19 protein-coding genes are annotated in these 21,034 nt (G+C 68.7%); 7 read left to right on the plus strand and 12 right to left on the minus strand.

The window, feature by feature from the left end; translation table 11 throughout:
* The 4 genes from RMO12_RS06540 to bcsS form a co-directional block, all read left to right on the plus strand.
* A partial coding sequence (locus tag RMO12_RS06540) for an IS3 family transposase (protein ID WP_309638669.1) occupies nt 1-882 on the plus strand: 882 nt, incomplete at its 5' end.
* A 530-nt stretch (nt 883-1,412) separates the two neighbouring features.
* A complete protein-coding gene (bcsA, locus tag RMO12_RS06545; protein WP_309638670.1) occupies nt 1,413-3,686 on the plus strand; it encodes a UDP-forming cellulose synthase catalytic subunit in 2,274 nt (757 codons plus the stop codon).
* Nucleotides 3,683-5,998 (plus strand): cellulose biosynthesis cyclic di-GMP-binding regulatory protein BcsB, encoded by a 2,316-nt coding sequence (locus RMO12_RS06550; RefSeq protein ID WP_309638671.1) that lies wholly within the window; start codon nt 3,683-3,685, stop codon nt 5,996-5,998. The genes bcsA and RMO12_RS06550 overlap by 4 nt, the downstream gene beginning before the upstream one ends.
* The gene (gene bcsS, locus RMO12_RS06555; protein WP_309624918.1) at nt 5,995-6,741 is read left to right on the plus strand and encodes a cellulose biosynthesis protein BcsS; all 747 of its coding nucleotides are present in this window, start codon (nt 5,995-5,997) and stop codon (nt 6,739-6,741) included. The genes RMO12_RS06550 and bcsS overlap by 4 nt, the downstream gene beginning before the upstream one ends.
* Here bcsS and bcsZ read toward each other — a convergent pair whose 3' ends face one another.
* From bcsZ to RMO12_RS06585, 6 genes are all read right to left on the minus strand, one after another.
* Nucleotides 6,742-7,962, minus strand: a complete 1,221-nt coding sequence (bcsZ, locus tag RMO12_RS06560; protein WP_309638672.1) for a cellulose synthase complex periplasmic endoglucanase BcsZ — start codon at nt 7,960-7,962, stop codon at nt 6,742-6,744.
* Between the two features lie 172 nt (nt 7,963-8,134).
* Nucleotides 8,135-8,905 (minus strand): metal ABC transporter permease, encoded by a 771-nt coding sequence (locus RMO12_RS06565; protein ID WP_309638673.1) that lies wholly within the window; start codon nt 8,903-8,905, stop codon nt 8,135-8,137.
* On the minus strand, nt 8,902-9,816 hold the full coding sequence (locus RMO12_RS06570; protein WP_309638674.1) for a metal ABC transporter solute-binding protein, Zn/Mn family: 915 nt from the start codon (nt 9,814-9,816) through the stop codon (nt 8,902-8,904). Before RMO12_RS06570 ends, RMO12_RS06565 begins: the two co-directional genes overlap by 4 nt.
* A 37-nt stretch (nt 9,817-9,853) precedes the next feature.
* Entirely contained in the window at nt 9,854-11,266 is a 1,413-nt protein-coding gene (locus RMO12_RS06575; RefSeq protein WP_309638675.1) for a hypothetical protein, read from the minus strand.
* A gap of 72 nt (nt 11,267-11,338) precedes the next feature.
* The gene (locus RMO12_RS06580) at nt 11,339-11,686 is read right to left on the minus strand and encodes a hypothetical protein (protein WP_309638676.1); all 348 of its coding nucleotides are present in this window, start codon (nt 11,684-11,686) and stop codon (nt 11,339-11,341) included.
* Between the two features lie 210 nt (nt 11,687-11,896).
* A complete protein-coding gene (locus tag RMO12_RS06585) occupies nt 11,897-12,769 on the minus strand; it encodes a hypothetical protein (protein WP_309638677.1) in 873 nt (290 codons plus the stop codon).
* Between RMO12_RS06585 and RMO12_RS06590 the strand changes: the two genes are divergently transcribed.
* A complete protein-coding gene (locus RMO12_RS06590) occupies nt 12,768-13,412 on the plus strand; it encodes a glutathione S-transferase (protein WP_309638678.1) in 645 nt (214 codons plus the stop codon). The two genes, RMO12_RS06585 and RMO12_RS06590, sit on opposite strands and share 2 nt — an antisense overlap.
* Before the next feature lie 86 nt (nt 13,413-13,498).
* Here the strand turns inward: RMO12_RS06590 and RMO12_RS06595 are convergent, their stop codons facing one another.
* The 3 genes from RMO12_RS06595 to RMO12_RS06605 all read right to left on the minus strand — a co-directional run bounded on the left by RMO12_RS06595 (nt 13,499) and on the right by RMO12_RS06605 (nt 15,096).
* A complete protein-coding gene (locus tag RMO12_RS06595) occupies nt 13,499-14,131 on the minus strand; it encodes a glutathione S-transferase N-terminal domain-containing protein (protein WP_309638679.1) in 633 nt (210 codons plus the stop codon).
* Complete coding sequence (locus tag RMO12_RS06600) at nt 14,125-14,442, minus strand: AraC family transcriptional regulator (RefSeq protein WP_309625787.1); 318 nt, start codon at nt 14,440-14,442, stop codon at nt 14,125-14,127. Before RMO12_RS06600 ends, RMO12_RS06595 begins: the two co-directional genes overlap by 7 nt.
* A gap of 120 nt (nt 14,443-14,562) precedes the next feature.
* Nucleotides 14,563-15,096: a VOC family protein gene (locus RMO12_RS06605; protein WP_309638680.1), complete on the minus strand. Its 534-nt coding sequence runs from the start codon at nt 15,094-15,096 to the stop codon at nt 14,563-14,565.
* Nucleotides 15,097-15,407: 311 nt separating this feature from the next.
* Here RMO12_RS06605 and RMO12_RS06610 point away from each other — a divergent pair, with 311 nt between their 5' ends.
* On the plus strand, nt 15,408-15,821 hold the full coding sequence (locus tag RMO12_RS06610; RefSeq protein WP_309638681.1) for a DsrE family protein: 414 nt from the start codon (nt 15,408-15,410) through the stop codon (nt 15,819-15,821).
* Between the two features lie 126 nt (nt 15,822-15,947).
* Here RMO12_RS06610 and RMO12_RS06615 read toward each other — a convergent pair whose 3' ends face one another.
* The 3 genes from RMO12_RS06615 to RMO12_RS06625 are packed head-to-tail and all read right to left on the minus strand — an operon-like array spanning nt 15,948 to nt 19,445.
* Nucleotides 15,948-17,063 (minus strand): YeeE/YedE family protein, encoded by a 1,116-nt coding sequence (locus RMO12_RS06615; protein WP_309638682.1) that lies wholly within the window; start codon nt 17,061-17,063, stop codon nt 15,948-15,950.
* A 55-nt stretch (nt 17,064-17,118) separates the two neighbouring features.
* Nucleotides 17,119-17,754, minus strand: coding sequence for a response regulator (locus tag RMO12_RS06620; protein ID WP_309625783.1), 636 nt, complete (start codon nt 17,752-17,754; stop codon nt 17,119-17,121).
* Complete coding sequence (locus RMO12_RS06625; RefSeq protein ID WP_309638683.1) at nt 17,751-19,445, minus strand: ATP-binding protein; 1,695 nt, start codon at nt 19,443-19,445, stop codon at nt 17,751-17,753. The genes RMO12_RS06620 and RMO12_RS06625 overlap by 4 nt, the downstream gene beginning before the upstream one ends.
* A 234-nt stretch (nt 19,446-19,679) precedes the next feature.
* Here RMO12_RS06625 and RMO12_RS06630 point away from each other — a divergent pair.
* On the plus strand, nt 19,680-21,034 hold a 1,355-nt coding region (locus RMO12_RS06630; protein WP_309638684.1), incomplete at its 3' end, for a hydantoinase/oxoprolinase family protein.

A 21,034-nucleotide genomic window follows, 5' to 3' on the forward strand; every position in this document is an offset into this window, starting at 1 on the left:
AAGGGCGTCATCCACCACAGCGACCAGGGCAGCCAGGGTGAACTCAACCGGTTGTCGCAACACCAACGAACACGGAGTGGGTTGCGATGGCATCGAAGAAGCATTGCCTTCGGCGAGCGTTGCAAGAGGATGGGCATCCAGCCCTCGATGGGCACCGTAGGCGACGCCTACGACAACGCAATGGCCGAGAGCTTCTTCGCCACGCTCGAATGCGAGCTGATCGATCAAGGTGTGGCCCTCAGCCGCCAGCGCGTGGCCCGGCTGATGCGTGAGAACGCCATCCGCGGCATCAGCCGGCGCCGCGCCTTCATCGTGACCACGCGCCGTGGCGAAGGCAAGCGGCCTGAGCCCGATCTGGTCCAGCGTGAGTTCAAGGCCGACAGCCCGAACCGGTTGGAGGTGGCCGACATGACCTACGTGCCCACCTGGGCTGGCTTCATCTACCTGGCCGTCGTACTCGACGTGTGGAGCCGGCGCATCGTGGGCTGGGCCATCGGTGAGCAGATGACAGCCGAGCTGGTGCTCGCGGCGCTGAACATGGCGCTGCAGCAGCGCAAGCCCAAGGGCGTCATCCACCACAGCGACCAGGGCAGCCAGGGTGAATTCAACCGGTTGTCGCAACACCAACGAACAAGGAGTGGGTTGCGATGGCATCGAAGAAGCATTGCCTTCGGCGAGCGTTGCAAGAGGATGGGCGTGCGGCCCTCGATGGGCACCGTAGGCGACGCCTACGACAACGCAATGGCCGAGAGCTTCTTCGCCACGCTCGAATGCGAGCTGATCGACCGGCGCAGCTGGCCGACCAAGACCGAGGCGCGGCTGGCCCTCTTCACCTACATCGAGGGTTGGTACAACCCGCGCCGCCGGCACGGACCCGCGTGATCCCTTTTGCCGACGGATTGCGTCTTTGTCTCCAGGTGCTGCGTGATTGCCACGCAGCCTAAGGAGGCTTCGATGCACACTCACTTCATCCAACGCGCGACACGCGCAATCGCCGCCGCGCTGCTCGCCACGCTGCTAGCCGCGTGCGGCGGGTACGACAGCACGGCTGCGCCAGCCGCGCAAGGAGCGCCGGTGATGCGACCGCGGTTCCTTTCGCGATGCCGGTCACCGTCGCGGTTTGCACGTCGAGCTGCGCGAGGTACTGGTTGATCAGGACTTGGCTCATCTGGTTCTTGATGCTGACTGCCGTGATGGATGCTGATGTTCAGCACGGGCAGTTCAGCGATCCCTTGCGCCGACGATGCTGCTGGATCGGCCGCAGAGCGGGCAGATGCACGTTTGGATTCGCTGCCGGCACTTGTCAGCCGCGTGGGAGCCAGCGCGCCGATAATCGCGCGTCCTGTCCTGCCGGGCCGCGGCACGCGACATTTGCGCACCGTGACTTTCATCGAAGCACACCTGCGTCTGCCATGTCCGTCGTCGCACAAAAACCCGCACCGCGCCCACCATTCGCATTCGAGCACGCCCACCGCCTGCAGCTGTTGCTGTGGCTGGTGATGGCCTGCGTGTTCGTCTACGTCGCGCTGATTCCTGCATCGCTGCATGCGCAGGTGGTGGCCTCGGTGGCGCTGCTCGCGCTGCTGGGCGTGTGCTACGAGTTCGGGCGCCGCGCCCGCACCATGCGCGCGCGGCGGCTGGCGCGCCTCTTGATCATCCTGCTGTGTACCTTCATGTCGCTGCGCTACATGCACTGGCGGGCGACCGATTCGCTGCCGCTGCAGTTCGGCATCGTCTCGATGCTGGCCGGCCTGTTGCTGTTCCTGGCCGAGACCTACGGCTTCATCAACATGCTGCTGGGCTTTTTCATCAACAGCGAGCCGTACTTTCGCCGCTCGATTCCGCTGCCCGACGATGAAGACCAGCTGCCGCATGTCGACGTCTACATCCCCACCTACAACGAAGATGTCGCGATCCTGTGGCCGACGGTGATCGCCGCCACGCAGATGGACTACCCGCGCCACAAGCTGCATGTGTTCGTGTGCGACGACGGCGGCACGGCGCAGAAGTGCAACGACGCCAACCCGGAAAAGGCGCTCGCGGCGCGCGAGCGCAAGGCCGAGTTGCAGGCGCTGGCGGCGCGCTTCGGTGCGGGGTATTGCACGCGCGAGCGCAACCTGCATGCCAAGGCCGGCAACATCAACAGCGCGCTCGCGCAGACCAGCGGCGAGCTGCTGCTCATCCTCGATTGCGACCATATTCCGGCGGCCGACTTCCTGCAGCGCACGGTCGGCTTCTTTCTTGCCGACCCGCAGCTGTTCGTGCTGCAGACGCCGCACAACTTCGTGAGCCCCGACCCGGTCGAGCGCAACCTGGACACCTACAAGACCTCGCCGGCCGAAAACGAGCTGTTCTACGACGTGATGCAGCCGGGCCTCGACTTCTGGGGCACGTCCTTCTTCTGCGGCTCGGCCGCGGTGCTGCGGCGCAAGGTGGTCGACCAGCTCGGCGGCGTGTCCGGCCAGACCATCACCGAGGACGCGGAAACCACGCTCGATGCGCTGGCACTCGGCTACAAGTCGGCCTACTACAACCGCCCGATGGTGTCGGGTCTGCAGCCCGAGACTTATTCGGGCTTCATCGTGCAGCGGGTGCGCTGGGGCCAGGGCATGTTGCAGATCTTCCTGCTCAAGAACCCCTGGCGCTTGCCCGGCCTCACGTTCACGCAGCGCGTGCTCTACACCAACTTCGCCTTCTACTGGGGCTTCGCCGCGGCGCGCGTGGTGATGCTGCTCGCGCCGCCCGCCTATCTGCTGTTCGGCATCAACCTGTGCGACACCACCGCGCCGCAGTTGCTGGCCTACGCCGGGCCGGCCTTGCTGGCCTCGCTGGTTTCGACGCAGTTTTTCTACGGTCGCGTGCGCTGGCCCTTCATGTCCCAGCTCTACGAAATCGTGCAGTCGATCTACGTGCTGCTGGGGCTGATCGAGGTGATGCGCCGGCCGCGCTCGCCGTCGTTCAAGGTCACGCCCAAGGGCGAGGTGCTGGACCGCGACTTCATCTCGTCGCTGGCGCGGCCGTTCTACCTGCTGCTGGGCCTGACCTTGCTCGGCATCGTGGCGGGCATCCAGCGCCTGCAGAGCGAGCCGACCCACCAGGGCGCAATCGGCTTCGTGATGTTCTGGGCCGTGCTTGACGTGCTGCTGCTGCTCGGCGCGCTCGGCATCACCCTGGAGCGCAAGCAGCTGCGCGCCGAGCCCCGGCTGCGGCACGACGAGCGGGTGCGCGTGCATGTGGACGGGCAGACCTACGAGGGCGTCGCCACCGATGCATCGACATCGGGCGTGGGGCTGATCGTCGAGCTGGCGACGGATCAGCCGCTGCCGGGCGACGCACCGCGTGCTGTCGTCGAGATCGAGCTGCCGGGGCGCAGCGCGAGCCTTCATGGCGAGCTGGTGGCGTGGCGCCGCATCGGCCAGTCGCAGCTGCGGCTGGGCTTCAAGCATGTGTGCAGCTCAATGGCCGAAGAGCGGCTGGCGATCGACTTCGCCTTCGGCTCGAGCGAGCGTTTGGTACGCAACAATGGCCGACGCCATGGCGGGCGCAGCGTGCTGACCGGTCTGCTGTCCCTGTGCCGTTATGCGTTGACGTACGGCTTGGGGCACCTTGCCATGCTGGCCCGGCAGGCCGCCGTCCTCGTGCTGCACCGCGTGGCACCCGGATCGATCCCCCGAAGTCCCGAATGAGTCCTGTGTCCTTCCTGCAAACCCTGCGTCACCGACTGGTCATCGCCCTGGGCTCCTGTCTGGTCTGCATGCTGTCGGCCGTGGTGCCGCTCGACTTGGCGCTGGCTCAGGCCGCGCCGCGCGAGGCTCAGGCGAAGGTCGGCGCGGCGGGCAGCACGCGCTTCGTGCTGCCGCTCTCTCGCCTGGCGGGCCACGAACGGCCGGTGCGCCTGTCGAGCACGTCCGCCAGCACGCGCTTTTCGCTGCCCATGCCGGCGCTGTGGCAGGCCGAGGACGTGAAGCTCGAACTGGTGGGTACGGTGTCCCTGGCCTTGAACGAGACGTCGCAGCTCGAGGTCTCGGTCAACGGTCGCGTGGTGCATCAGTTCCGCATCGACGGGCGCTTGCAGAACTTTCGCCGCGAGATCGCGATCGCCGCGGCCGCGCTGCACGACGGCTTCAACGAGGTGCAGGTGACGGTGGCGCAGCACTACACCGACAAGTGCGAATACCCGATGGCGCCGCAGCTGTGGACCGAGATCGACATCGCCGCCTCGCGCTTTGTCATCACCGCCTCGCCCAAGGCGGTGCCGACGCGGCTTGACCGGCTCGATGCGCTGTTCGACAAGGCGGTGCTCGCCGAGCCGTCGATCGTCAGCGTGCTGACCGCCGCCGCACCGTCGGCGCCCATGCTCTCGGCCATGGGACTGGTGGCGCAAGGCATCGGCGAGCGCTTCGACTACGTGCCGGTGCGCCTGGCGACGGCGCGCTTTCCGCCCGCGCTGGCAGCGCTCGGCAGCACGCTGCCGGCCGGCGCGCGCGGCGCGGTGGTGATCGGCACCTTCGAGCAACTCGAGTCCTACCTTCAAGGGATGCCGATTCCGGCCGGCTCGGGCCCGGTCGCGGCGCTGCGGCAGCTGCCCGGCGATGCCGCGCGCTTCGTGCTCGTGCTGGCCGCGCAGAAGGAAGAGGACCTGCCGGTCGTGGCGACGGCGCTGGCCATGCAGCGTATGCCCTGGCCGGACCGCGAATGGGTGTCGATTGCCGAGCTGAAGCTGCCACCGCCCGGCGCCGTCACCGACATCGCCGCTGCGCTCAAGCCCTCGACCGACGCCTTTCCCCTGAGCGCGCTGGGCTACTCGACCGCCACCTTCAGCGGCGTCACTGCCGGCGGTGCGTCGCTGCGCTTCTGGAACGGCAGCTGGCAGGGTCGGGCGCAGATTCGCGTTCACCTGAGCTATGGCAGCGGCATGTCGGCGCAGTCGGCGCTCAACGTCATGGCCAACGGCGTGATGCACGGCTCGATCCCGCTCGACCGTGCCACCGGTGGCGTCTACGACAACTACACCATCAGCTTCCCCACCGGCGCGCTGCGCCCAGGCTGGAACACGCTCGAGTTGCAGCCGGTGCTGGTGCCGCAGACCAACGGCGGCGACTGCAAGCCTTTCTTTCCCGGCAACCTGGCCGTCACGGTCTACGACGACAGCACGGTGCAGACCTTCAGCGGCAGCCCGCTCAAGCGGCCCGACCTGGCTTTGCTCGCAACCGACGGGCGCGTGGTGACCACGGCGCGTGTCGGCGTCGGCATGGCGCTGCAACTCACCGATGGCGAGGATGCGACGGTCGGTGCCGGGCTGACCTTGCTGGCCAAGCTCACGCAGGTGTTCCACGGCCCGCTGCTGCGATCGAGGCTGATGGTCGGCGAAGACAAGGATGCGACCAACCGTCTCTGGGTCGGATCGCTCGATCGCCTGCCGCCGGCCGTGCGTTCGGCCGCCGGTCTGGGCGAGGCCGGCCGGCTGAATCTACCGGTGCCGCTGATCCGCTCGGTCGAGGTGCCGGTGCTCGAGGGCAGCGACACCTTGCAGCGCCTTCGCGAGGCGCTGCAGGGCCCTCCTGGCGCACCCACGATCGTGGGTGCGCAGGTCGCGCTGGACGGCCTGCTCGCGCAGCACACGCTCGCCGTCACGGTGCTCGAAGGGGGCGAGCCGCTCACCGTGTTCGTGGCCTCCACACCCGCCGAGGTGCAGGCCGGCATGCACGACGTGGTGGGCTACGGGCAGTGGGCGCAGCTGCGCGGCGGTCTCGCCCTGTGGCGCCCGGGCAGCACCACGGTGCAGGCGGTGTCGGCGGACGACGCGCCCTACACCGCCTACTCGCTGCGCGGTGGCCTGGGCCTGTGGGTCTCGCAGTACCCATGGTGGGCGCTGCTGATCCTCGTGGCCGTGATGGCGCTGCTGATGGTGCTGACGCGCATTGTGTTGGCGAGCTACCGGCGCCGGTACTTTTCGGTCCAGGAGGGCCAGCGGCGCGACGACAAGGGCGGGGCATGACCGCCCTTGCGACGTGGCGGGTCGCGGCGCGCGCCGCCGCCATCACGCTTCGGTCGATGCTGGCGTCGGCCACGCTGGTCGGCGCCGCCGTCGCCGCCGACGAGCGGCCGTCCCTCGTTATCGGCGGCGTCCAGGGCTCGTCGCGCAGCAGCTTTACCCACCTTGGGCTGATCGAGCCTATCCGGGGCGGTAGCCTGGGCCAGGGCTGGTTTCGCAGGACCATGGCGAGCTGGCTGACTTACCGCTACGACACCGTGCTGAACGGCCGCGAGTTGCAAGCGCGCGCGAGTGCGCCCGGCATCGAGAGCGGGCTCGGCTACGCCTGGACCATCGGGCCCTTGACGGCCGATGCGTCGCTCGCGCTGGGCGTGCGCCACACCAGCCTGAGTGCCGACGTGCCCAGCGACGGGCCGACGGGGACGCGCTTTACCGTCACGCCGCAAGTGGCCACGCGCTATGACTTCAATGAGCTGATCAATGCCGAAGCGCTGGGCGCGTACAGCTTCGGCACGAACGATCGCTTCCTGCGCGCGCGTCTGGGGCTGCACCCCGTCGAGCGCTGGCGTGCCGGCGTCGAGGGCGCGGCGTACCAGGGGTCCAATTACCGCAGCGAGCAGCGCGGCGCGTTCGTCGGCACGACCTTCGGGTCGGGGGGCTGGATCGAGCTCATCGCCGGCCGCGCGCGCTCGCGCGACGGCGAGCAGAGCGTCTATGTCGGCATTGCCGGATCGAAGCTGTTCTGATCATGGCCGGGACGGCGTCGCGGGGTGCCAGGCCGCTTGCAGTGCGCCGTGCCGGTCGAAGCGGAACCGTCCCTCCAGCGCGCCCTGCCCGAACAGGCCGAGCACCCGGTCGTAGTAGTTGGGTCGCGCATCGGCCGAAGCGCTGAAGGCCGCATTCGCGCCGGCATCGGCTCCCGCCGACGGTGCCACTGTTGCCGCTCGCAAACGGGCCATCTGGCGCTGCGCCAGCCGCGTCTCGCCGAACGATCGCAGGTAGGGCAGCAGCGCCGCCGAAAAGCCCGGCGGGCCGGTGCCGGCGGCCGCCCCACGGTCGGTCCGCACGCGCAGCGGCGGCGCTGGCTGGCCCGCGGCAAGCCAGTCACGCATGCCGCCCAGGCTGCGCAGCAAGGCCGGGCGCAGCGGATCGTGCGCATGCAGCAGTCCGGCCCACAGGTAGGTGCGGATCGCGTCATGGCTGCCTTCGGCCGGGCTCGCGGCATCGGCATGCCAGCCGGCCTCGGCGCTGTAGTTCACCCAGTCCGGCGCGAAGCCGAGCGGGGCCGTCGCGCGCAGCATCGTCACGGTGTTGGCGGCAAGGTCGAGCCAAGGGCCGCCGGGATCGTGACGCGCGAACAAACGCAGCTGGTGAATCGCCAGATAGCTCGGGTTGAAGCGCCAGGTTTGCGCCCCGAGCCGGAAGCCCGCCGGCGCCGGCAGCAGCATCCAGCCGAAGCCGGGCAGGTCGACCGTCTCGAGTTCGCGAATGCGGCGCAAGAGGGCGTGCGCGATGGCCGCGTAGCGCGCCTCGCTCCACAGCCGCGCCGCCTCGAACAGCGTGTAGGTCAGCCACAGGTCGGCATCGGCGGCGGGGTTGGCGTCGACGAGCGACCAGCTGCCGTCGTCGCGGCGACCCCAGCGCCAACCGGGCAGGCGGGCCGCCAGATCGCCCCCGGCCAGGTGGCGCTCGGTCCACGCCAGCAGCGTGTCGAAGCGGCTGCGGTCATTGGCCACCAGGCAGAAGAACAAGGTGTAGGCCTGGCCCTCCGAGGTGGTGTAGCGCGTGGCGTGCTGGTCGTCGATGACCCGGCCGTCGGCCTGAACGAACTGCGACAGATAGTCGCGCCACTGCGGCCAGTCGGAACGCACGCGTGGTGCGGTTTCGGCACCCGCGGCCGGTGCGCCCGCCCCCAGGCACGCCACGGCCGCGGCCCACGCCAGCACGCGGCGCCGCGAGACCGACATGCGTTGGCCACCGCGTTCACGGCAGCCGTCACGCCGCTTCGCCGCTTGTCGCATCGGATGCCCGAACCGGTTCTGCTTAAAACGGGGATGTCATTGTCGCGGACGCATGCGGCCACCTGCGTGCCCGGTGGGTTGGGCGTGCGCCCGGCCCGGCGCGGCATTGTGGCAACGCTCAGGTCCGTGCGGCGTCGGGGCGCAACGCGCACGCCGCGAGCAAGGCGCAGGCCGCCAGGGTCCAGACGATCACGGCCCCCGACGGCAGGTCGAACAAGGCCGACAGCGCCAGGCCGAGTGCGTAGCCCAGCGCCCCGATGCCATAGGCAATGCCGTGGCGCAGCGCCCCGCGATGCGCGCGCGTGCCGAGCGCCGGGATGATGAGGCTCGCGAACACCAGGTACACGCCCACCAACTGCACCGACGCGGTGACGGCGAGTGCAAAGACGCCGTAGAAGCCAAAGCGCCCGAGCCGCTGCACCCAGCCCAGCGCCAGCGCCGCCAGCAGCAGCACCGTCACGCCGGCCAGCCACAGCAGCTGCGTCGTGTTGACCCACAGGATCTGCCCGACCAGCAGGTCCTTCAGGTGCTCGCCGCCATGCGGGTTGCCGGCCAACAGCAGGATGCTGGCGCAGGCCGCCAGGATGAACATCACGCCGATCAGCGCCTCCTGCTGCTGCGGCGCGCGCTTCTCCGTCCAGGTCAGCAGCAGGGCGCCGAGCAGGGCCGCGCACACGGCGGCCACCTGCACCGCCATGCCGCCCTCGGGCAGGCCCAGCGCGTCGGCGGCAATCACGCCGAGCCCGGCGATCTGCGCGATCGCCAGGTCGATGAAGACGATGCCGCGGTCCAGCACCTGGGTGCCCAGCGGCACATGGGTCGCGAGCACCAGCAGCCCGGCGATCAGCGCCGGGCCGAGGATGCCCCAGTCGAGCGCGCTCCAGTTCATGGCTTGGCCCCGGCAGCGAGCAAGCGGGCCACGGTGTCGTCGAACAGGCCGAACAAGTCCTTCGCGGCGTCGCTGCCGCCCACCGTGAATGGAATCTTCACCGCCGGGATGCCGGCGTTCTTGCTGAGCCACTCGGACGGGCGCGGGTCCTGGTAGGCCGAGTACAGCACCATGCGCGCCGGCGCGCCCTTTAACGTCGACAGCACCGATTGCAGGTGCGACGCGGTCGGCTCGACGCCGGGCTTGGGCTCGAGCACGGCCACCTCCTTCAGGCCCAGCCAGTCGTAAAGATAGACGAAGGCCTTGTGCTGCGACACCACCGGCGCGCCCTTCAGCGGTGCCGCCTGTGCGGTCCAGCGATCGATGGCCTGCTGCCAGCGCTGCGCGAAGTCGGCCTGGGCCTTGGCGTATTGGCCGGCATGCGCGGGGTCGACCTGTTGCAGCCGGGTCGCCAGCGCCGTGGCCACCAGCGCGATGTTGCGCGGGTCGGTCTGAATGTGCGGGTTGCCGGCCGCATGCACGTCGCCCTGCGAGCGGTCGAGCTGGCCTGGCACGTCGAGCTTGCGCACGAAGTCCGCGGCCGCGAAGTTGCCGGGCTGGCCGGGCTGCACCTTGGCGTTGCCCGACTGCTGCAACAGCACCGGCAGCCAGCCGATCTCCAGTTCGGCGCCGGTGCAGACCACCAGGTCGGCATTGCGCGCACGCGCGATCAGGCTCGGCTTGGCCTGGATCTGGTGCGGGTCCTGCAGTGCGCTGGTGGCGACCGATACGTCAACGAGGCTGCCGCCCAGCTCCTGCGCCAGCGCGCCCCACTCGGGCTCGCAGGCGAAGACACGCAACGCGGCATGCGCGGGCAAGCACAGCAGCGCCAACGGCGCGGTGAGCAGGGCGAACAGGGCGAACGAAGACATGCGATTCATCATCTTGGCTCCTCGAATGCAGAGGCGATCAGTAGCTGTGCGCGCCATGCGCGCCCAGGCTCATCTGGTACTGGAGGAAAAGCTGGTTGTCGGTGAGGCCCGCACGCGCGCGGTCCTGCGCGAACTGCAGGCGCAGGCGCGAAAACTCGCTCGGGTTGAAGTCGAACATCAGCGAATTCTTGTGCGCCCGGTAGCCGCTGCTCGCGAGCAACGCCGAGTTCAGACCGTAGTCCGGCGTGCCGGGGTCCAGGCGCTCGGTGCGCAGGCCGACGCGCCATTGCGGCAGGAACTGGTAGACCCCCTGCAGGTACCAGCCCGACTGCACGGCGCGGTAGGCACCCAGGCTGTCGGCGTTGCCGACGTCGTAGACCAGGCTGCCGCTGCGCGTGCTGCGCAGGTACTCGCCTTGCAGCTTGAAGTAGGTGCGGGTCGCGTTGCCGTGCGGCGCCCATTTCCAGACCGCGTCCGCGACCCACACGCGGGTGCTGCCGCTGAAGGCGTTGGTGACGCTGTTGCCCGCTGCGTTGGTCGCCATGAGGCCCTGGTTGTTCGCTTTCGCGCTCAGCACCGACAGTCCGCTGCGCCAGCTCTGGCTGTCGCCGATGTCACCGCCGGTGTGGGCGGTGAGCGCCGTCATGCCGGCGCCGTTGCGGCCCGTGTCGCTGCCCGGGTAGCCGCGGCCACGGCCAAGCTCGGCGCCGAGCTCGATGTACTGGTCGGTCGGCGCGAGCCAGTGCAGTTGCACGCCGTCGTCGCCGTACTGCGTGCCAAGCAGGGCCTGGTAGGCGAGCGGGTTGTCGACGAAGTCCCAGGTGTGCGCGTGCTGCGGGTTGAGATAGCCGACGGCGGAGAAGAAGCGGCCCGCCTTCAGCGACAGGCCATAGCCGAGCGAGGTGGTCTGGACATAGGCCTCCTCGACCGCGACCGTATCGTCGGGGTGCAGCGAGATGTTGGCCGCGCCACGCAGCCACGGGTCGATGCTGGCGGCGAGGCTGAGTTCGGACTCCGCGAGGCTGAAGCCGCGCGTGCCGGGGCCGACCTCCGCGCGCGCCGGCAAGGCGAAGCCGCCGATCGCGTAGTTCGCCGGGTCCTGCGAGCTGCGAGCGTAGAGGCCCGAGAGGATCAACGACATCGACGGGTTGAAGGCATTGGCGCCGCCGCCCGATGAGGCGATGGCCGGCGTGGTGGCGGGCAGCGCGCTCGGCGCGGGCGCGGTGGGGGCGGCGGCAGCCACCGGCGGCGGCGCCGTCACCGACGCCGCTTCGGCCGCCTTCAGACGCTGCTCGAGTGCCTGCAGGCGCGTCTCGTAGGCCGCGCGCATCGCCTGGACTTCCTGTCGAAGCGCCTCGAGCTCGGACGGCGTCTCGGACGCGGGGGTGGCCATGGCGCCGAATGGCGCGGCCAGGGCAAGCGCAAGGCTCGCCGGCAACAGCTTGTGCATGAGTTTCGCTCCGGGCAAAGACGTCGGATCGCGCTCGCCCGCTGAATGCGGGCCGGGCGCCACGGGCAACGATCAGCGCGAAGCGAAGGGAGGAGCGCGGCTGCGGTAAGCCCGCGTGGGCGAGGCCAGCCAGACGCCGCTGGAAGCGGCTCGCGGCGCCGCGTGGTGCGCGGCCGGATGCGGCAAGGACGCCGCCTCGCCGGCCAGCGCGCCACCGCTCACCGCTGCCGCGCTCAGGCACAGGTCGCAATGGGCAGTGTGAGGAGCCTGCTTGCCACCTGCTGCATCGACCGTGGCCACGCCGGTGTGCGACAAGGCATGCCAGGTCGCGGTGACCTGAGCGATCGGCAGCAGCAACGCGAGCCACAGCAGCCACACGAGGCGGCATTGCGGAACAGTGCGGGGCGGCGGTGCATGCATGGCGAAGGCGTCGATCATAGTGGGCCGGCGATGGTCGTCGCCTCGATCGACCCCTCACCTGGCTCGGATCGCAGGCCTGGGTTCACGCCCGTCGCGCAGACCATGGCCGTCGGCTTCGGGCGGCCCATGGGGCGCGTTGTTGAAGACGCCGGCGCCGTTGTCGTGGACGGTGATGGCGACATCGGCGTTGGTGGCAAAAAAAGTCGGAAATCATTGCCGCGCGCCACTGGCGAGTTGCCGGTAGACCTCGGCCGAGACCCGCGCCAGCTCGGCACGGTCGGCGCCAGCCGACAGCGCATAACCGAACTCGCCGTCGACCCAGTAGAAGGTGTTGAGGGCGCCTCGCTGCGCGAAGCTGAAGGCCGTGTCCGCGTTCGGCGTTGCCGTTGGCACGCCGGCACCCGGCAACTCGTTGGACGCGTACAGGGTCAGCTTGCTGCCGCTGCCGTCCTGGTACATGAACTGCGCCACCGGCTTGCTTTCGCCTGGCAGCAAACGCCCGCCGACGAGTTCGTAGCCGAGCGCGTGCAAGCGCGGCGCCTGCATGCGCGCGCCCATGCGCTTGGACAACCACGCAACGAGCTGGTCCTCGTGCTCGGCATCGACCTCGACCGCGCGCCGCGCGTCCGGCGCATAGACCGCATGGGCCACGGCAGCGCGCTGCGCGAAGCCGCTCGCAGCGGCGAGCAGCGGCGAGACGCCCAGTTGTCGAAGAAGCGCACGAACGCGAGCGTCTCCGCCACCGACCCCTTGGCGTCGGTCGTCGCCGTCAAGATCGCGTCGACATCGCCGCTCGCCTTCTTGCCGTAGAGGGCGTACGGGGTGTTGGGCAATGAGGCCGTTCGCCGCGAGGTCGAGCTCGTCGAGGCCGAGCACCGCGCGCACCTGCAACTGCGCCGCCGCACCGGTCGGTGCGCCCTGGAGGGCGACGTTGAAGTTATGCACCCGCTTGCCGATGCCCTGCTGGCCGAGGTCGGCGGTGGCGGTCAGTGCGTGCTCATGCCGGCTCGAAGCCTGCCAGGCTCTTACACTGACCCTCGCTGCACGTGGAGCGCAGCTCATCTGCAAGGGAAAATTAGCCATGCTGACTGTCCATCATCTGAACAACTCTCGCTCACAGCGCGTCCTCTGGCTGTGCGACGAGCTCGGTCTCGAGTACACCTTGGTCAAGCACCAGCGCCACCCCGAGACGCAGCGCTCGCCCGAGTCGCTTTGCAAGCTGCACCCGCTTGGCAAGTCGCCGGTCATCGATCACGACGGCCTGCTGATCGTCGAGACCGAGGCGATCATGGAATACATCTGCCACACCTTCGCCGATGGCCGCCTGAGCCGTAGCCCGGGATCCAAAGACTACGGCGCGTATTTGCAATGGCTCGCCTTCTCCGAGGGCACGGCCTTCCCTCCGCTCCTCGTCGACCTGATCTATGCCTGGACCGGTGGCGGCAACGAAGCCTTCAAGGGCTTCTACGATGTCGAGCTGGAGAAGAACTTGAAGTACGTCGAGAGTTCGCTGGCGGGCCAGGACTACATCCTGGCGTCCGGCTTCTCGGCCGCCGACATCAACCTCGGCTGGACCTTGGAATTTGCCGAGTGCCGCGGCCGCCTGCGCAACTACGCCGGGCTGCGGGCCTACCTGGCTCGGCTGCGCGCACGCGAGGGCTACAAGACCGCGTTGAAGCGCGGCGGCGAACAGGACTTGAGCGTGTTCGCGGCGGGTGTGAACTGATTGACTGCCGCGCCAGGCCCGCCAGGGCTCGGCGGCAAGTCACATCGCCGCCGAACCACGGACGGGCACCCCGCTCGAGGTGACACCTAGACGATCTTGTCCGCGATGGTTTGCGCCACCGGAACGGAAGCCCTGAACGACGCGCGTTGTTCGAGTCGGTCCGACAGCGCCGCCAGGTTTGGATACGGGCCGCGCCACTCGATCTCAGGGAAGCGCAGCGACATGTAGCCGAGCACCGTGCCGGTGGCGATGTCGCCGAGACCAAAGCTGTTGCCCACCATCCACGTCCGCTGCCCGGCAAGGCGCGCGATCTCCTTCAGGCCGCCATCGATCTTGCGACGCTGCCGGGCCACCCACTCGGGGCTCGCCGCGTCCTTGCGCAGCCGCTCGAAAAATGTCAGCACCATCGCGTCGCAGAGCCCGTCGCACAGCACTTCAAATTTGCGCGCGGCCAGGATGCCGTCAACGTCGGGCGGCAACAGCGGATGCTGCGGGTATTTAAGCTCGAGGTATTGCAGGATGAAGCTCGATTCATACACGCTGCTACCGTCTTCGAGCAGCAGAACCGGCAGCTTCTCGAGCGGGTTGTGCTTGGGCGAGGAGGTCGTGCTGTCCCATGGCACTTCAGTCAAGAGCTCGAACGGTATGCCCTTCTCAGCCAGCGCGATGCGCACCTTGCGGGCATAGGGGCTGGGCGCGGCACTGATGAGTTTCAGCATGGCTGTACTTGCTCAGAAGCAGGGCTCGTGGGCGCCGCGCCGCGCCGCGCCACCCAGTAGGTGGCGCCTTCGCTGCCATAGCGCTCCGAGTGCGCGATCTCGCGGTCGAGCTCGAAGGTGTCACCCGAGCGCAGATGCCGGGTGTCGTCGCCCACGGTGAGCCACATCTCGCCGCACACCACGATCGCCTTGGCGTCGAAAGGGTGCGCATGCACATCCAGTACGGTCAACGGCTCCCAGCGCCGCTCCAACACCTCGTCGAAACCCTGGCCGCGCGCATCGGCTTCGAACTCGCTGAAACTCTGACTCATGACGATCTCCGTAGATTTGAAAGTGGCCGGTCATCGAAACGATAACTCCTTGGCTCTTTGGTGGCTTTCAAGTGGCTTGGCAAGGCGCAGCTAGCAGCACACCCACAGGGGTTTGTGGGGTCATGGACGGGCCGGGTACCACTCCAGCGGCTCGGGCATGACGAAGTCGGCCGGGATGTCGAAGATTTCTATGGTGGTGGAAATGAGCCCATCGCTTGCGAAATAGGCGTAGGGCACGCGACCCGCCCAGGTGCCCGACTGGATCAACTGCAGGCCGCGCGCCTTGTAGGCCGCAACACGTTCGGCATAGGGCAGGTTGTTGCAGCCCTGCGCGACGTGGTGGATGCCTTCGCCGTGATCGCGCAGGAAGTCCTCGTAGATGTTGGGGCCGGTGACCGACTCGATGATCTCCCACATCATGTTGCCGGAGAACGCCAGCGCCAGCTTCATCTTGTAGTGCGCCGGCCGGCCCATATAGGTCATGTCGCTCACGGTCTCGGGGCCGAACTCGTAGAGACGCCACGGCCCGATGCCGAGCTTGACCATGCCGGCCATCGTGCGGTGGATGTCGCGGCTCACGATGCAGGTCTGGATGGTGTCGCCCTGGAAGCTGTTGTCGAGGGCGACGTCGCTGATGACACGGGGTGTTGACATGGGGAGCCTCGGTGGTTGGGTGGCAGGTGCGTGACTCGGGGCGTTGTCGCTGCGACGCTCACCGCTGCCAAAGCCGGCACCGGCTTTCGGCCAGCCGCATCGTCGACGACGCCAGCGGCCGCGCCCATCCCACCAAACCCGAACCCGAGCGGGCCGTGGCCGGCCCTGAGGGGTAAATCCGTAGACACGCCTACGCAGATTCAGCGCGGGTGCATCGGAGAATCGTTCGTTCGTTCGTCGCGGGGCCGCGTGCCCGCTTTGCACCGGCGCCCGCGGCAAGGTGAGCCCTGCTGCTGATCAAGGAGATTGAAATGCACATTCGCAAGACGCTGGTCGTCCTGTCCCTCGCGCTGGCCGCGATGGGCGCGCTGGCCCAGGACAAGGCCGCGTATCACATCAACGACACCGATGCGCAGGCGCTGGGCGCGCTGCGCAACGCGAAGAACCACCTCGACACCGACCCGGCTGCGCAGATCACCTTCGTCACGCACGCTGCCGGCGTCGACTTCCTGATGCAGGACGCCAAGGACCGCAACGGCAACCCCTACGAGATCGCGGTGCAGGAACTGGTCAAGCGCGGCGTCAAGTTCGAAGTCTGCGAGATCACGCTGAAGAACCGCAACCTCAAGCGCGAGCAATTCATCGCCGAGGCCAGCTACACGCCCTCCGGCGTTGTGCGGCTGGTCAAGCTGCAGGGGCAGGGCTACGCCTACCTCAAGCCCTGATAAACCGTCGATCGCTTGCGCGGCTTCCTCGGCCAAGCGCCCGCCGGGCCGCCCCAAGGGCCATGAAGGGGCGCCTTCGTCGCCCTGGGGGGCGAGTGAGCGCAGTGAGCGTGGGGCTCATTGATGTCAAACCATGCGCTCGATTCGCCAGCCCTGGTAGCGCAGTGCCAGCAGCGCCCCGCCAACGATGGCCGCGAGCGCGACAAAGCTGCCGAGCGCCAGCGTCGAGACGCCCGACAAACCCTGGCCCACGGTGCAGCCCAGCGCGGTGACGCCGCCCACGCCCATCAGCGCGCCACCGGCCAGGTGATTGGCGGTGTCCTCGACGTTGGCGAAACCTTCCCAACGAAAGCTGCCGCTGGCCAGGGCCCACGCGGCCGAGCCGACCACCACGCCGGCCACGCTCACGACGCCGATCGTCAGCAACTTGCTCTTGTCGCTGAAGAACAGCAGCCAGTCGAGCGCATACCCCACCGGGGCTGCCATGCTGAGCGACTCCATGCGGCGTGAGTTGGTGGCGAGGAAGGCTTCCTCCAAGGTGCTCGGGTGCTCGGGCAGGTAGCCCAGCCGGCCCGACACCCACCACAGCGCGACGATCACCGCGCCGATGCCCAGGCCGCCGAGCCAGACGTTGGCGCTGCGGCCCTCGGGACGGCGCAGCACCCACGCCAGCAGCGCGGCGCCGATCGCCAGACCGAGCCAGCCGGCCGCCACCGGCGTGGCCACGCCGGTGGCGCTGCCGATGAGGCTGGGCAAGTCCTGGCCAGGTGCGAGCTGCAGCGCCAGGCGGTCGACCGTGTTGGCGCGCAGCACCGCGGTAATGCCCTTGAGCGTGGCGAAGGCCGACACCGCCAGCACCAGCACCACCACCAGCGACTTGAGGTTGCCGCCGCCCACGCGCACCAGGCTCTTGCTGCCGCAGCCCGAAGCCAGCACCATGCCAAAGCCGAACATCAGGCCGCCGACCAGCGCGGAGAGCCACAACACCTGCGGGCCGGCGTAGATCGTCTTGCCGGCCTCGAGCCAGCCGAGCGCCACCATGCCGTTGAAGCCGACGACGGCCACCGCGATGGCCAGCACCCACATGCGCATGCGCGTCCAGTCGCCCATGTTGACGATGTCGGAGACGGCGCCCATGGTGCAGAAGTGCGTGCGCTGCGCAATCGCGCCGAACAGCACGGCCAGCCCGAAGGCCGCCCAGAGCACCTGGCGGGCGAGCGCCGTGGGGTCGATGTCTTGCATGGGGCAATTGTCGCGGGCTTACCGGCGCGCCGCCGGCTGGCCGGTCCCGGTGCCGCTACTCGGCCTTCGCCGAAGCCCGCGCCGCCCCCACCAGCCGCACCAGCTCGGCACCGCTGCTCACGTGCAGCTTGCGCATCACGCTGGCGCGGTGGACGTCGATGGTCTTGGGACTGATGCCCAGGTCGCGGGCGAGTTGCTTGCTCGTCTTGCCTTCGAGCAGGCCGTCGAGCACCTCGAGTTCGCGCGCCGAGAGCCGCTCGAGCAGCTGGCGCACGCCGAGATCGACCTGCCGGCTCTGGAAGCGCTCGCGTGCCAGCCGCACGATGCGGTTGATGCTGTGCAGGAAGGCCTGCGAATTGAACGGCTTTTGCAGGAAGTCGACGGCGCCGTGCTGCATGGCGTTGACGGCGGCCGGCACGTCGCCGTGCGCGCTCAGGAAGATGAGCGGTATGTCCAGGCCCTCGTCGAGCAACTGTTGCTGCAGCTCCAGGCCGCTCACGCCGGGCATGCGCAGGTCGAGCACCGCGCACACCGGCTCGCGCGTCTCGCGCACGGCCTGCAAAAAAGCCTCGGCCTGGTGAAAGCTGCGCGAGGCAATCTTGACCGACTCCAACAGCCACATCAAGGCGTCGGTCACGGCGGTTTCGTCATCGAGCAGGAACACCTGCACGGCGGGGGTTTCGCGCATCATCGGGCGGCCTCGCGGGCAATGTCTTGGGCGATGTCGCGCACGACCGGCAAGGTGAAGCGAAAGCACGCACCGCGTGCGCGGCCGCCCTGCAGCCGCAGCGAGCCACCGTGCGACTCCACGATGGTGCGGCAGATCATCAGGCCCATGCCCAGGCCCGACGACTTGGTGGTGAAGTAGGGCTCGAAGATGCGCTCGGCCAGCTCGGGCGGTACACCCGCGCCGGGGTCGCTGATCTGCACGCTGACCTTTGCGCGGCCTTCGGCGACGATGGCGATTTCGACCACGCGGTCCTCCACGGGCAGCTCCTGCATGGCCTCGATGGCGTTGACCAGCAGGTTGACCAGCACTTGCTGAATCTCCACCGGATGGCAGCGCACCAGCATCGTTGCGGCCGGCGTGGCGAGCTGCGTGCGCACCTGGCCGGCGCGCAACTGCACGTCGAGCAGCGCCGTGGTTTGCCGCGCCAGTGCCACCAGGTCCACGTTCTCCAGCTCCGGCCGGTGGCGCGCCACGAAGCCGCGCACGTTGCGGATGATGTCGCTCGCCTGGTCAAGGTGCCCGGCCACCTTGTCGAGCGCCTGCGCCAGCTCGGGCCGGTCGGCCAGCTCTTCGCCCAGGCGGTGGCGCAGGCCGCCGAGGTAGCTCTGGCAGGCGTTGAGCGGCTGGCCCAGTTCATGCGCGAGCGCCGACGCCATCTGCCCCATCAGCGACAAGCGAGAGGCATGCGCCAGCGCGGCCTGCTGGGCATGCTCGCGGTCACGCGCGCGGCGCTGCTCGGTCACGTCGGCCAGCGCGTAGGCAACCCCCAGGCCGTGGCCCGACATCGGCGCGGCGACCACCGAGATGTCGCGGCGCTTGCCGGTGGCGGCGAGCCAGCCGATCTCGAAGCGGTCGACGCGGCGCGCCACGCTGCTCTTGGCGTGCTCGCCCACCAGCGCGGCCAGCGACTGCGCACTGCCGTCGGGCGCCACCACGCGATGCGGCTCGCGCGCCAGCGTGTCGAAGGCGGCGCGCGAGCCGGCGCCGAGGTAGGTCTGCAAGGTGCGGTTGATCTCGACGATCTCGCCCTCGGCATTGGTCACCAGCACGCCCAGCGGCATGTGGCGAAAGAGGGCCCGGTACTTCTCGCGGCTCTCGACCGACAGCTCTTGGGCCGCACGCCTGCGCTCCACCTCGGCGCGCAGCGCCTCGTTACTGCGGCGCAGGTTGAGCGTGCGGCGCTCGATCGTCTCTTCGAGGCGCTGGTTGGCGCGGCGCAACTGGTCCCCGGCGCGCTTTCTGTCGGTGATGTCCTGCACCACCCAGACCGAGCGCGAGTGCGCGTCGTCCGGGTCGATCATGCGCCCCGAGAGCAGGCACCACAGCAGCTCGCCGCTCTTGGTGGCCATCAGGCGCTCGTGCGTGTAGCCGGGGCGGTTGCAGGACAGGGCGGACATGCGCCCGACTTCCTCGTAGTCGGCCTGCGTGCTGTAGAGCAGGCGCACCGACTGGCCGTCGAGCTTGCCGCTCTCGTAACCAAAAATCTGCGCCATGCGCGCGTTCGCCCAAAGAATGTGCCGATCGTGCAGATAGCAGATGCCCACGACGGTGTTCTCGAGCACCAGCTCATAAGGGAACTCGGCTTCGCGCAGGCGCAGGCTCGCCTTGGTGCGCGGCGGCGCGTGCAGCGGGGAGCGGGTGGCGGCGGTCATGGGCTGAGCCCGCATTTCACCCTTGCCGGGCAAGGCGCGCCGCGCGTGATTTCCCTGTTGCGCCCTTGCCTGCGGCCGTGTGGAGAGCTTGCTGCGCTGCACTAAGCAGATTGCCTAGCTCCTAGGGAATTGATCCGGATGGCCCGGCGCCGCAGGCTTTCTACAGTGCCTGGATGACAGAAAGACGGTGCCCGCCACCGTCTTTCGCTTGAAGGCAACCGGGAGACCAAAGCCATGTTCACCGTGGACATCGACACGGGCGGCACGATGACGGATGCCCTCGTCTCGGACGGGACCGCACGCCACGCTTTCAAGGTCGACACGACACCGCACGACTACACGGTCTCATTTCTCGGCTGCCTGCAAGAGGCCGCCGGGCATCTGGAGTTCGCCAGTGTCGAGGCCTTTCTCACCCAGGTCAGTCTGATCCGCTGGTCGTCGACGATCACGACCAATGTGCTCGGCGAGCGCCGCGGCTCCAAGGTCGGCCTGCTGGTCGGCAAGGGCCAGGAACAAAAGCTCTACGGTAACGGCCGCTCACCGGTGGTGGGCGAGCTGGTGGCCGAGGGCGCCATCATCGGTCTGCCCGCCAACCCGACCCCGGCCGACGTGCTGGGCGGCGTCAAGCAGTTGCTCGAGGCCGGCGTGCGCCGCATCTGCGTGTGCCTGGCCGACTCCTTCCCCGACAACCAGGCCGAGCGCGCCATCAAGGCGGTGATCGAGGACCAGTACCCCGACCACATCATCGGCGCCGTGCCGGTGCTGCTGGGCAGCGAAATGGCGCCGCTGCGCCATGACCAGACGCGGGTTCACTACTCGCTGATGAACGCCTACACGCACCAGCGGCTCGCCACCTCGCTGTTCAAGGCCGAGGACATGTTGCGCGACGATTACAACTGGAACGGTGCCCTCCTGATCGGCAACACCAGCGGCGGCGTGGCGCGCATCGGCAAGACCAAGGCGGTCGACACCATTGAATCGGGCCCGATGTTCGGCACCTTCGGCGGCGCCTACATGGCGGGCCTCTACGGCCTCGCGAACGTGTTGTGCTTCGACGTCGGCGGTACCACCACCAAGGCCTCGGTCATTCGCGACGGCGCGGTGGTCATGCAGCGCGGCGGCGAACTGATGGAAGTGCCGGTGCAGACGACGTTCGCGGTGCTGCGTTCGGCGGTGGTCGGCGGCGGCTCGGTGGCCAGGGTCAAGGCAGGCTCGGTCATGCTCGGCCCCGACAGCATGGGCGCTGCGCCCGGCCCGGCTTGTTACGGCCTGGGCGGTGATGCGGCGACGCTGTCGGACGCGCTGCTGGCGCTGGGCTACCTGAACCCCGACAACTTTTTGGGCGGGCGCCGCAAGCTCGATGTCGAGCGGGCCCGCGTCGCGATCGAAAAGCATGTCGCCAAGCCGCTCGGCGTGTCGGTGGAAGTGGCCGCGCTGCAGGTCCGCGACGAGGCCGTGGTGATGATGGCCGAGTTGGTCGGCAACACCTTGAAGGAGGCCAAGCTGAAGGCGGCCGACACCGCACTGTTCTGCTTTGGCGGCAACGGCCCCGTGTTCGCGGCCTTCGTTGCGGCCAAGCTCGGCATGCC

Origin of the sequence: Methylibium sp., from assembly GCF_031393925.1 — a bacterium.
In the GTDB taxonomy this organism is placed as follows: domain Bacteria; phylum Pseudomonadota; class Gammaproteobacteria; order Burkholderiales; family Burkholderiaceae_C; genus Methylibium.